The organism is Caballeronia choica, assembly GCF_001544535.1.
Taxonomy (GTDB): domain Bacteria; phylum Pseudomonadota; class Gammaproteobacteria; order Burkholderiales; family Burkholderiaceae; genus Caballeronia; species Caballeronia choica.
The window spans coordinates 1-11,077 of sequence record NZ_FCON02000198.1; the positions used below are offsets into that span (position 1 = coordinate 1).

The window sequence follows — 11,077 nt, forward strand, 5'->3', positions numbered from 1 at the left end:
AACCAGCGACGTAACGCCAGTAACGGCGCCGGTTCCGACGCCCTCCTGCGCATTACCAGAACCTGCTGATTAGTCGAAATCCTGGTCCCTGACAACCTGAAATCGGGCGTCCACAAGCCGGGGTTTTACGATCCGGACATCAATCCAACCTACCAGGAAATGGCCAGGTATTACTCCGTGGCTGTGATCCCGGCTCGCAGTAAAAAACCGAGGGACAAGCCGAAAGCAGAGCTGTCGGTCCTCCTGGTGCAGAGATGGGTCCTCGCCCGCCTGCGCAACCAGCGCTTCTTCAGCTTGGGCGAGGCCAACCGGGCGCTTGCCGCGTTGCTGAGCGATCTGAACAACCGGTCCTTCAAGAAATTGCCCGGCTCCCGCCGTAGTGTCTTCGACGAAATCGATCGTCCGGCACTCAGGCCGTTGCCCGAGCAGCCCTATCAGTACGCGGAGTGGAAGGTCGCGCGTATCGGGCCGGACTATCACGTCGAGCTTGATCAGCACTATTACTCGGTGCCGTATCGCTACGCGCGCGAGCAGGTCGACGTGCGCCACACGACCAACACCGTCGAGATCTTCCATCGCGGTCAACGTATTGCCGCTCACGGCAAAAGCGCTCGCCGCCGCTACCACACCACGATCGACACACACATGCCGCCGGAACACCTGGCGGTCGCCAAGGGCTGGGATCCGGAGCGGCTGCGCAACTGGGCCGCCGACATCGGCCCGCATACGGCGGCCGTCATCCAGCACCTGCTGGGTGCCCGCAAGCACCCCCAGCAGTCGTATCGCACCTGCCTGGGTGTGCTGCGCATGGGCAAGGACTACGGGCGCGACCGGCTCGAAGCTGCCTGCCGCCGCGCTATCGATCTGAAAGCGCCGAACTACAAGTTCATTGACTCGACGCTGAAGAACGGCCTGGACCGGGAGCCCGAACCCACTACCAGGCAGGCCGACCTACCGCTTGTGCATGCCAATGTGCGCGGGCCTTCGTACTACCACTGAAGCTGAAAGGGAGTCTATATGCTGCATCATCCCACTGTCGACAAACTGCACGCGCTGCACCTGTCCGGCATGGCGGCGGCGCTTGCCGAACAACAGTCCCAGGACGGCATTGACCGGCTGGGCTTTGAAGAACGCCTGGGGCTGCTGGTCGAGCGTGAATCCAGTGAACGTGACTCGCGACAAACGGCGGCCCGGCTGCGCCGGGCCAGACTGAAGGTGCCCGACGCGTCGCCCGAGGACATCGACTATCGCACCGCCCGCGGCCTGGACCGGGCGCTCACCGCCCGACTGCTGACCGGTGAGTGGCTTCGGGAGAGGCAGAACCTGATCCTCGTTGGCCCGACCGGACTCGGCAAGAGCTGGTTGGGTTGCGCCTTCGCCATCCAGGCGTGCCGCCAGGGGTTCTCCGCCTGCTATCTGCGCGTGCCGAAACTGAATGAGGAACTGGCGATCGCACACGGCAGCGGGCGCTACGCGCGATGGCTCGCACAACTTGCCAAGACGGATCTCGTGATTCTCGACGATCTGGCAATGGCGCCGCTGACCGATTCCGCGCGGCGCGATCTGCTTGAGGTTCTTGACGACCGTCACGGGCACCGTTCCACGCTCGCTACCTCCCAGATTCCGGTGGACCACTGGCATGAGGCGATCGGCGAACCCACCGTCGCCGACGCGATCCTTGACCGGTTGGTGCACAACGCTCATCGCATCACGCTCTCTGGCGAATCGCTGCGCAAGACGCACAGTCGATTGACCGCCAAGCCGCAGTCCGAGTAAAAAGGTAAAGGTCCCGCGTCGCTGCGCTCCGTTTGTTCGCGATGGCGTGGAATCCTTGTTCACTTTGCCGTGGAATCACGATTCACTTTGCCGTGGAATGGCTGTTCTCTTTGCGTGGAATACGCACCTGGCTATTCAAGGAGGAATTCCAGCAGCTCTGGGATTACATCTCACCTGTCTGCGCCGGCAAATTTCTCGATCAGTGGTGCACCGAGGTGATGCGCTCACGCATCGAGCCGATGAAGAAATTCGCTCGCACCGTGCGCGCACATCGGGAACTGATCCTCAACTACTTCCATGCGCGCAAGCAGTTCTCTAGCGGTGTCGTCGAAGGCTTGAACAACAAAGCGAAAATCACCATGAGAAAGGCGTACGGCTTTCGGACCTTCAGAGCGACAGAAATCGCGCTGTATCATGCACTTGGCAACCTCCCCGAGCCGCCAAGCACCCACACATTTTACTGACGAGGCTTATTTCTTGGGCTGGCGTGCGCCAATAGTTTGAAGGGGTTCATGCCGTGCTCCTGATGCTTCGAGGCGGGGACAGTAGCGAAGGAGCTGGAAGAGTCAATCCTTACCGTCATTGCTCGTTGGTCGCCACGGCAATCACGGCTTTCGCGACATGGGTCGCAGCGCAAAGACGCTCAATCAGATGTTTAGTGCGGCACCTGAAAGCATCGGCGGGGGCATTTGGACGATATCCAGCGCGGGCGCGTAATAAGCCCGGTTGCCGCCTCTCCGGATGGTCGCTCCGTCTCGGCGAAAAGCGCTTCGGCGTATTGCAGAGTTCGAGGGCCTGCTTGAAGGTCATCCAGCGGTTTGACTGATAGCCTTTTTCCATCGTTTCGCCCCACAGCAGCAGCCGGTGTTTCCGCCGCTCCACGGTTTCGCCCAGGGCCTGACGCCTTGCTTGAGGTCGGCAATGATTTTGTCGGTAACGCGGGTGTAGACGTCGGCTTTCGGTTCGGTCTTCATGGTCTTGCTCCTTCGTGTAGGGCCTGGGGTTGATCGCGGTTTTGTTGCGCGATTACCCCTGCCCATCGGGCGCAGACCGGGGAGGCAAGATATCAAGGGCTGGGCGAGGGGAGGGGGATCACCCACCCGAAGGGCGGCGGCAGTTGGCCGTGTTGCAGCGGGTCCATCGCGAAATATGGGGACACCCCTTGGCCCAGGGCGAAGCCATATCCCTTGCGCCGCGCGAGGGGCAGAGCCCCTTAGCGCGTTCCCTCTGACTGAGGGTTTGACTTTGCGAAGGGGATCTCAGTGGATGGGCCGATTGCCAAGGCCCGCGAATGTGCATGGTTCTGCGCGGCACGCCCGATGCTGAAAGAGGCTTCCAAACCCAAACAGGAGGCAGACATGAAACCAATCCCCATTCTGCTCAGCGCCCTCGTCCTCGCCGCGAGCACCAGCGCCTTCGCCCAGAACAATGCGAAGGCACCGCCGACACCTGCGCAAGGCGCTGGCATAGGACAAGGAGTCAAGAACGGTCCCTCGGCCGCGAGCGCAAGCAGCGCAAGTGGTAGCGGCACGCTAATGCAGCAGCGCGAAAAAGGAATGTCACCGGAAGGCGCGTCGGATGCGGCAGGCGGGAAGGGGGCGACCGGGAAGATGAAGCAGTAGCGGCTTACGACCGAGACCGCGGGCCAGCTGGCGCGGATAATTTAGTAAGCGACGGGAGCCAGATACTCGATAAGCTTCCGCAATGTATGGAGCGAATTTCCCTTCGGGCAGAAGGCATCGATCTGCACCTTCTTACCGCGCTCGACCACGTCCGCTTCATCCAGCGACGTGAACGCGATGATCGGAACGATCGCGAAGCGGTGTGATCCCCGCATGGCCCCGGCGACCGCAAATCCATCGCATACCGGCATTTCGATGTCGAGAATGACGACATGCGGTGTCCATTCCTGGGGGGTCGCGAGCGCTGCATAGCCGCTCTCCGCAACGCTCGTCTGGAAGCCATCAACCGCAAGGGCAGCAGCTAAAGCGTCGGCGGTCGCGCGTTCGTCGTCGACGATCAGCACGGCCACAGGCGGATTCACCTTGTCAAACGATCGTGAACTCCAGATTCCGGGTATTGAAGGGATGTTGTGCGGCATTTTGTGAAATGAAGGGTTCCATTTCACATCCAGCAACCGTTATGCCGTACCTGTTTAATCCAGCGAACCGGGAGCCCGCCTAATTCCTTGAGCGACTTGCTGGCGTCGTCCCGCGCAGCATCCTCTGTTGGAAACGCCTCATGCGACTGCCCGAGAACCAGCGGCACGCTGCTTCCAGCCGTTATCGAAACCGCGAACCACACCCATCCTCCAACCTGATGCTCGAGCTTGATTTCCACCCAATCGGACATTGTTGTCTCCTTGGTAACGATAAGCGAACGAACGAGGATATTGGCATCATCCTTGCGGAGATCGCATCTGCCTGCGATCCGCAGGGATTTACGGAGCAAGGCCATGAATGAAGATCAGGTCGAAGGTGTAGGCGAGAAAGTCAAAGGCAAGATCAATGAGGGTGTCGGCAAAATGACCGATGACCCAGCGCAGGAAGCGAAGGGCGACGCTCAGCAGATCGCTGGCGAGGCGCGCAAGGAAGTCGGCGACGCCAAGGAAGATGTGAAAGATGCCGCGGAGGATGCGGCGGACCGTGCCGACGACGCGCCCGCACCTGCGCCGTAACAAGCCCTTGGAAACAGCGCCCGCCAAAAGCGGGCGCAGGGCCTTGAGGATCACGTTCCGGCAGACCCCCATCCCCGAAACGTACTTCCAGTGTAGTCGCAAAGAGTCTTTGCCGAGGCCCCGGAGCCCCGTTACGAAATGGCCCCTCACCCCTCCAACCGGGCTTCAACCACTTCATGCAGCCTGAATAACGCCATTTTTAGATTGCCGTCTTCCGACAGCTTGCGGGCCGTCGTCAGGACGTCCTGCTCAAACGGATCGGGTTCGATGAGGTGCTCCGTCTGGTCGATCAGCTCCGCCACCTCGATATAGAGCCGGTCAGGATAACGGCCGATTTGGCGGTTGACCTGATTCATCACCGCCGTCCAGCGGTCGGCGAGCTGGTCCAACGTTTCCGGGTAGAGCGCTTTCACAAAGTTCACCTTCATGTAAATCCGTGGTGGTGCATCTCACTGCACCGCGCGATGTGGTCACAGACGGAATATCGTTTGCTTTAAGAGGCCATTCCCCGCGACGGGCTTGGTCCGATGCTGCGACGTTCTTTTGAGAAGGAGGTTCCCTTGGCGACAAACACCATTTTCGACGAACCTGGACGGGACGGGGAGCTGGCCCGGGCGCTGAATGTCGCGCTGCATGCCCTGGTCCTCCATAACGGCATGCGCGCGGTCAGCGAAGGCAAAGAAATCACCCTGAACTTTGCCGGCGAAATCGAGACTGTGCAGCGCGCGCTCGCATTGCTCGGCGTCGACCCTTCTGAAACGCTGCCTTACCTGGGCTCCGTTCCTTAGAGAGCCGGTTTCAGGGCCGGAACGCACCTTGCTCGGGCATGGACACCAAACAGGAGGATCTATGTCCGAACAACACAAGCCTGGCGAAACCGTCAAGACATCGGGTATCTACAAGGTCGTCAGAGAAAGCAATGGCGCACCCTTCGAGGTGACGTGCGTCGAGGGCGAACATTTCCCGCCGACGCGCAGCGGCAAGGGCGCATTACGAGCTGGTCCACGCGGCCACGCATTCGCACAAGCATGATGAGCTGGGCAGCAAGGATTAGCGTACCCGGCCATGCCGCGGGCGAAAAAGCCCCAGCCTCATCCGCTCGAGGAAGCCGGAGCGCGCCGATCCGCGCTTCCTGAAACCATCTCCCCGCAGTTGGCGACTCTGGCATCGGCCGCGCCGACCCGGGGCGAGTGGTCCTATGAAATCAAATTCGACGGCTATCGGCTGATGGTTCGGCTGCAAGCCGGGACACCGACGTTGATCACGCGTGGCGGTCACGATTGGACCGACCGCATGAAAGACCTGAAGAAGTCCCTTGCCGGCCTGCCGGTCGATACCGCCTGGTTCGACGGCGAGGTCGTCGTCCTCAATTCGGGCGGCCTGCCGGATTTCAACGCGTTGCAGAATGCGTTTGACCGGCGCAGCACAACCAACCTCACTTACTTCGTCTTCGACCTGCTCTATCTCAACGGCTATGACCTTCGCGAGGTTCCGTTGCGGGCCAGGCGCGCGCTGCTTGCCGAGCTGATCGGCGAGGTCAGCGACGACCGCATTCGCTTCAGCGAGGATTTTGCGCAAGACCCTCAAAGCCTGATCGTCTCGGCGTGCCGGATGCAGCTCGAGGGTATTATCGGCAAGCGGGCGGAGGCGGCCTATGTCTCCGGCCGCTCGACCGGCTGGATCAAGCTCAAATGCCTGCTGCGCCAGGAGTTCGTTGTCGGCGGATTCCTACGGACAAAAGGCGCCAAATCCGGCATTCGAGCGCTGATGCTCGGCGTTCATGAGCGGGACGGCTCCCTGCGCTTTGCCGGCACCGCCAAGCCAAAGCTGCGGCCGTCGCAGCTGACGGCATTGCAGCGCAAGGCTGACGCCCTGGCGCGCAAAACCAGCCCGTTCTATAACCCGCCCACCCCTGAGAAAGATCGCGATTACGTCTGGCTCGAGCCGCGCCTGGTCGCCGAGATTTCGTTCCTCGAATGGACGCCTTCCGGCGAGGTCCGCCATCCGGTTTTTCACGGCATGCGCGATGACAAGCCGGCCGACTCCGTCACTGAGGAACCGGTCGTCGACGTGGAATTCGGCGAGCCGATTCCGACGCAGACTGGCACGACCCGGATCAAGCCCGGCATCCACGGCAATGCGACGTTCGCCGGCGTGAGGGTTTCGAACGCAGAGCGCGTCATCGACACCGTGACGGGGATCAAGAAAATCGACTTGGTGCGCTATTACGATGAGATCGCGGAATGGGCGCTGCCCTATCTGCAGGACCGGCCTGTTTCGCTGGTGCGGGCGCCGTCCGGTATCCAGGGCGAACTGTTTTTCCAGAAACACGAGGAGCGGGCGAAGATTCCGGGCATTACCCGGCTGCCGAAAGAGCTTTATCCCAACCATCAGCCACTGCTGGCGGTCGACGTCCACGAGGCGCTGGTCGGCCTTGCGCAGATGAATGTCGTTGAGCTGCATTCCTGGAACGCGGCGCAGCCGGATCTCGAACACCCGGACCGTTTCATTCTCGATCTCGACCCTGATCCGCAATTGTCCTGGCGAATGATGACCGAGGCCGCAACCCTCGCCAAAGTCCTCCTTGATGAAATCGGTCTCAGGAGCTTTATCAAGACCAGCGGCGGGAAGGGGTATCACATCGTCATCCCGCTGACGCGCCGGCAGGGCTGGGATGAGGTCAAGGGCTTTTCCAAGGCCGTCGCCCAGCATATGGCCCGGGTGATGCCGGACCGGTTCTCGGCCGTGCTCGGCAAGAAGAACTGTGTCGGCAAGATTTTTATCGACTACCTGCGCAACGGCAAAGGCGCCAGTACGGTCGCCGCCTTCTCGGCGCGCGCCCGCTCGGGCATGGGCGTGTCGATGCCGGTCGCATGGGACGAGTTGCCCGCGATCGGCGCGGCCGATCAATGGACGATCAAGAATGCGGCGCACCGTCAGCGCACGCTCGGCGCTGATCCGTGGGCGGCGTTCTGGCGCTGCCGGCAGGGTCTTACGGCCGCGATGCGCCGGGCGGTCGGCATGCGGTAATCGGCGCAGGCTTAAGCGGCTGCCGCCATATCGAATTCGACGCGGTGCCCTCGCTGCGGGACCCACTCAGGCAGCGGGATGGTTCGGTGGTCGATTTCCGCCATTCCATAGGACAGCGCAAATCGGCGCGCTTCCAAAGGGCAGGGGAAGTCGCCCAGAACGCCCGTGGAGCGCTGAACGCCGTCCGGCGCGCGGATGACCAGCATGGCTGCATACATCTGGTCGTCCGGTGCAACGACCGGCAACAAGACGAAACCCTTATAGGTGACCCCGGTGTGCGGCATGATTTCTCTCAGATAAGCCCGGCGGTACAGCCGCCGTGAACACTTTAATTGTTGGGCAATATCCGGCAATATTCGCCATAGGGTAATCACTGATAAGGGTGATTTTTCCGATGATTACGGTTCGGCATCCGACATCGTGGTGGGCGTCCGCAGGGATTGAGAATGAACATAAGAAAAGGCCCAGGCCTTTTCGGTTTGGTGCCGGTTGGTTTCAGTATTCGCGTGGCGGCAGGAACGTCGTCACCGAGCGGTCGGCCTCGGTGATGACCTAACCCCGAACTCTACGCAGGCGGATCGATGACCGCTGCCCCATTGGCGCGGCATCGTGCCGTAAGCAGGAAAGAGTTTTAAAACCCCTGTCGTAACTCTTAACCGCCGTAACTCGTAACCGCATTGACGCAACCGAATCGAATGGAAAACCATGCAAACAATCCGTCCGACAGTCACGATTAAGAAACGCCGCGCCACTGCCGAAGCCGCCCCGGTATCGGCGCCCGCACCAGCGCCCGAGCTTGCACCAGCACCGGCGCCAACGCCGCGCCAGGAAGACTAGTCCCGCCGAGCGCCGCCGCCGCAACGCGGCAAAGCGCCAGGCTGGGCTGGCTGCATTGCAGGCCGCCTATCCGACGCTTTTTGATCCTGCGAACCCCGTCCCGCTGGCGCTGGGCATCACCAAGCAGCTTTCTGCCGCCAGGCAGGCGGGCACGCTTGTGCTGGCCGCCACTCCGATGGGGCTCGCACTTAGCGGCTGGGTGAATTCGGATAGGTATATTGCAGCCCTGGCTGCTGGTGGTTTTCGCACCGGCCTGGACGGGCAGCCGACTGAACCGGTATCGCCTGAGCATGTGGCAGTGGCAGCCGCCATGCTCAGAAGACGCGCCAAAAGAAAGCCCGCCGAAGCGGGCTAACCATCACGTTTCGGGAAAACGCGAGGAGACCTCTTACGTTGTAGCAGCTCAACAGGCCAAAACAAGCAAATCGGTAATTATTCTTGATATTCGGAAATGTCTCGATTATCGGTATAAGTAACTGATTTGGACTTTCGGATGCTTTGCGCGCGACGCTCTGATCGCGGTCGACGGTGCCCGACTCCGGCACGGGCTCCTGAGCAGCGCGCCCGGATCTTTCGCAGCCGTTGGACGCGAAGGACTCACCTCCATCAGATTTGTAATAATATTATCGAGGCTTCGATAAGATTGCGGGTTCCGACGCCGCTTGGTGCTGTACCGTACGGAGCAGCCCATTTTGCGCGGCCAACATAAAATCTAAGCGAGCTTTAAAAAGGGCGTCGTGGCATGAAAAAAGACGACCTAGCCATCGAGCGAGTAAAAAAAATAGTCGAGCAAGCAGAAAATTTGCGGATGAAGTCGGCTGCCGTTCCCCTGAGCGATCTAAAGACGATTTTGATGTTTTGCGATCTGGCTAAGGTGCCGCCGCATTCCGAAATGCCCCCAAAGCTGGCGCCGAGTCGCTAATTCGTCAACCAAGTACTTCTCAGTCTCGCTCGCATTGGCGTACCTCCAGTGGGGCTGGAGAGCCACGGGCGCAGATCACTCGGACGGCGGACCGGATACTGATCCGACTCTCGGTCCCGCCTCGCACAATTCCATATTTTTCTTCGTCATTTTTTCTCTTCACAACCCCTCGACGTTGAACACGGTGTAGCCCTTCATGAAAGGGATTTCGCGCTCGACCTCGTCGCCCTTGGCGTCGGTTTCGGTCTTGGTGACTTTGTTGGCGTAGACAACCAGGGAGCCGTGCTCGGCCTTGCGGACATTGCCGCCGAGCTCCAGCGCTTGCTTAAACGTCATCCAGCGAGGCGATTGATAGCCTTTCTCCAGCGCATCGCCCGAAAGCAGAAGAATGTTGATGCCTTGATACGGGATGCCGTTGTGACGCACGGGGAGGGTGATGCGGCCGCTTGCATTGCCACCTTTCCACGGCTTCACCCAGGGCCTTACGCCTTGCTCGAGGTCGGCAATGATTTTCTCCGTGACGCGGCTGTAGACATCGGCTTGGTCTTGTTTTGGGTCTTGGTTAGAAAACAGGAGGGCACGATGACCATCGCTGTAGGGACCGCCAGTTGGACAGATCCGACGCTAATCGCAAGCAAGCGCTTCTACCCAAACGGTTGCACCAGCGCGGAAGCGCGACTGCGGTTCTACGCGTCGCAGTTCCCGCTCGTCGAGGTGGACTCCAGCTATTACGCGATGCCGAGCGCTTCCAATTCCGTCCTGTGGGTTGAGCGCACGCCTGCGCACTTCACGTTCAACATTAAGGCATTTCGGCTTTTCACCGGCCATCAGACCGACCGAACGAAGTTGCCGAAAGACATCCAGGCGGCGCTCCCGCCGGGCGATAAGAAGAACCTCTACTACAAGGACACGCCCGGGGAGATCCTTCGCGAACTGTGGCGGCGATACATCGAAGCCATCGAGCCGCTCAGGCGTTCGGGGAAGCTAGGTGCAGTCCATTTTCAGTTTGCGCCGTGGGTCGTGAACAACGACGACGGGCGCGCGCACGTCGAGCACTGCGCCGACGTGATGGAAGGCTACGTGCTCGCCGCGGAGTTCCGACACAAGTCGTGGTTTTCGGAGAAGGCCCGCGAGGCGACGCTTGCGCTTGAGCGCGAACGTGGCTTCGTGAACGTGGTGGTCGACGAGCCGAATACATCGGCGAACTCTATACCCGCCGTGTGGGAAGTGACCAACCCGCGGCTTGCGCTCATCAGGCTGCACGGCCGCAATCACGAGACGTGGAACATCAAAGGGGCCACGTCTGCATCCTCGCGCTTCAACTACGACTACGACGAAGCGGAGCTCGGCGGGCTTGCTTCGCAGATCGTTCAGATCGCGCAAAGCGTCGAACGCACCCACGTCGTGTTCAACAACAATTACGAGGACCAAGGACAGCGCAACGCGAAGACTTTGATGGACATCCTCGGCGCCAGCGCGATTTCGCCGTGAGGTTGGCAAAGTCGGCGATCGACCACTTCCTGCCGTTCAGCTAGAAAGAAATCCGGCCGTTGATGCGGCTGCAATACCTCCGGGACCTGACGGAGGAGCTACGCGCGCTATTGCAGCTTTTGCCGTCATCGGACACCACTCCGGGTAAAGCACCTACGTATCGCAAACTTAAATTCGCGCTGCGACAGTTGCGAGGGATCGGTCTGCCGGAAATCGCATAAATGCTGCGACCCTGAACGGCCCACCGACCTAGTGGGAAACCTATGATGCGTATTCCGGGCGAGCGTGACCAGTAATTCCGGATTATCGTGACCGGTGATTCCGGCATCGTGACCAGCATTTCC

The 11,077-nt window shown here is 60.4% G+C and carries 15 protein-coding genes and 3 pseudogenes; 11 read left to right on the forward strand and 7 right to left on the reverse strand.

Annotated features, from left to right (window positions below; genetic code table 11):
* Positions 1 to 78 precede the first annotated feature (78 nt).
* The 3 genes and pseudogenes from AWB68_RS39140 to AWB68_RS39150 form a co-directional block, all read left to right on the forward strand.
* A pseudogene (locus tag AWB68_RS39140) lies at positions 79 to 999 on the forward strand (Mu transposase domain-containing protein); the annotation flags it as partial.
* 18 nt (positions 1,000 to 1,017) lie between these two features.
* The gene (istB, locus tag AWB68_RS39145) at positions 1,018 to 1,776 is read left to right on the forward strand and encodes an IS21-like element helper ATPase IstB (RefSeq protein ID WP_087649571.1); all 759 of its coding nucleotides are present in this window, start codon (positions 1,018 to 1,020) and stop codon (positions 1,774 to 1,776) included.
* Between the two features lie 92 nt (positions 1,777 to 1,868).
* Entirely contained in the window at positions 1,869 to 2,240 is a 372-nt protein-coding gene (locus AWB68_RS39150; protein WP_235028748.1) for a transposase, read from the forward strand.
* A gap of 115 nt (positions 2,241 to 2,355) precedes the next feature.
* Here the strand turns inward: AWB68_RS39150 and AWB68_RS50115 are convergent, their stop codons facing one another.
* Positions 2,356 to 2,616, reverse strand: a complete 261-nt coding sequence (locus AWB68_RS50115; RefSeq protein WP_235028750.1) for an ArdC family protein — start codon at positions 2,614 to 2,616, stop codon at positions 2,356 to 2,358.
* Positions 2,617 to 2,619: 3 nt separating this feature from the next.
* Positions 2,620 to 2,816: pseudogene (locus AWB68_RS50120) on the reverse strand (ArdC-like ssDNA-binding domain-containing protein); the annotation flags it as partial.
* Positions 2,817 to 3,134: 318 nt separating this feature from the next.
* Here AWB68_RS50120 and AWB68_RS39160 point away from each other — a divergent pair.
* Complete coding sequence (locus AWB68_RS39160; protein WP_087649572.1) at positions 3,135 to 3,398, forward strand: hypothetical protein; 264 nt, start codon at positions 3,135 to 3,137, stop codon at positions 3,396 to 3,398.
* A 41-nt stretch (positions 3,399 to 3,439) separates the two neighbouring features.
* Here AWB68_RS39160 and AWB68_RS39165 read toward each other — a convergent pair whose 3' ends face one another.
* Together AWB68_RS39165 and AWB68_RS39170 are read right to left on the reverse strand one after the other, a co-directional pair.
* A complete protein-coding gene (locus AWB68_RS39165) occupies positions 3,440 to 3,808 on the reverse strand; it encodes a response regulator (RefSeq protein WP_160110151.1) in 369 nt (122 codons plus the stop codon).
* Between the two features lie 92 nt (positions 3,809 to 3,900).
* A complete protein-coding gene (locus AWB68_RS39170) occupies positions 3,901 to 4,128 on the reverse strand; it encodes a hypothetical protein (RefSeq protein ID WP_125483195.1) in 228 nt (75 codons plus the stop codon).
* Between the two features lie 103 nt (positions 4,129 to 4,231).
* Between AWB68_RS39170 and AWB68_RS39175 the strand changes: the two genes are divergently transcribed.
* Entirely contained in the window at positions 4,232 to 4,453 is a 222-nt protein-coding gene (locus AWB68_RS39175) for a CsbD family protein (protein WP_087649575.1), read from the forward strand.
* 146 nt (positions 4,454 to 4,599) lie between these two features.
* On the opposite strand, the gene AWB68_RS39180 is transcribed toward AWB68_RS39175, so the two are convergent.
* Positions 4,600 to 4,866 carry a hypothetical protein gene (locus AWB68_RS39180; protein ID WP_125483196.1) on the reverse strand — a complete coding sequence of 89 codons (267 nt, stop codon included), beginning with the start codon at positions 4,864 to 4,866 and terminating at the stop codon, positions 4,600 to 4,602.
* Positions 4,867 to 5,013: 147 nt separating this feature from the next.
* Between AWB68_RS39180 and AWB68_RS39185 the strand changes: the two genes are divergently transcribed.
* From AWB68_RS39185 to ligD, 3 genes and pseudogenes are all read left to right on the forward strand, one after another.
* Positions 5,014 to 5,241, forward strand: coding sequence for a hypothetical protein (locus AWB68_RS39185; protein ID WP_087649577.1), 228 nt, complete (start codon positions 5,014 to 5,016; stop codon positions 5,239 to 5,241).
* Positions 5,242 to 5,302: 61 nt separating this feature from the next.
* A pseudogene (locus AWB68_RS39190) lies at positions 5,303 to 5,507 on the forward strand (hypothetical protein).
* An 11-nt stretch (positions 5,508 to 5,518) separates the two neighbouring features.
* Complete coding sequence (ligD, locus tag AWB68_RS39195; RefSeq protein WP_087649578.1) at positions 5,519 to 7,483, forward strand: DNA ligase D; 1,965 nt, start codon at positions 5,519 to 5,521, stop codon at positions 7,481 to 7,483.
* 11 nt (positions 7,484 to 7,494) lie between these two features.
* On the opposite strand, the gene AWB68_RS39200 is transcribed toward ligD, so the two are convergent.
* A complete protein-coding gene (locus AWB68_RS39200) occupies positions 7,495 to 7,767 on the reverse strand; it encodes a hypothetical protein (protein WP_087649579.1) in 273 nt (90 codons plus the stop codon).
* 512 nt (positions 7,768 to 8,279) lie between these two features.
* Here AWB68_RS39200 and AWB68_RS48540 point away from each other — a divergent pair.
* Complete coding sequence (locus tag AWB68_RS48540; RefSeq protein WP_268810974.1) at positions 8,280 to 8,675, forward strand: ProQ/FINO family protein; 396 nt, start codon at positions 8,280 to 8,282, stop codon at positions 8,673 to 8,675.
* Positions 8,676 to 9,062: 387 nt separating this feature from the next.
* Entirely contained in the window at positions 9,063 to 9,242 is a 180-nt protein-coding gene (locus tag AWB68_RS39210) for a hypothetical protein (protein WP_087649581.1), read from the forward strand.
* A 159-nt stretch (positions 9,243 to 9,401) separates the two neighbouring features.
* Here the strand turns inward: AWB68_RS39210 and AWB68_RS39215 are convergent, their stop codons facing one another.
* Positions 9,402 to 9,860: an ArdC-like ssDNA-binding domain-containing protein gene (locus tag AWB68_RS39215; RefSeq protein ID WP_327384168.1), complete on the reverse strand. Its 459-nt coding sequence runs from the start codon at positions 9,858 to 9,860 to the stop codon at positions 9,402 to 9,404.
* On the opposite strand from AWB68_RS39215, the gene AWB68_RS39220 reads away from it, so the two are divergent.
* On the forward strand, positions 9,825 to 10,733 hold the full coding sequence (locus AWB68_RS39220) for a DUF72 domain-containing protein (protein ID WP_087649582.1): 909 nt from the start codon (positions 9,825 to 9,827) through the stop codon (positions 10,731 to 10,733). The genes AWB68_RS39215 and AWB68_RS39220 overlap by 36 nt on opposite strands.
* Positions 10,734 to 11,077 lie beyond the last annotated feature (344 nt).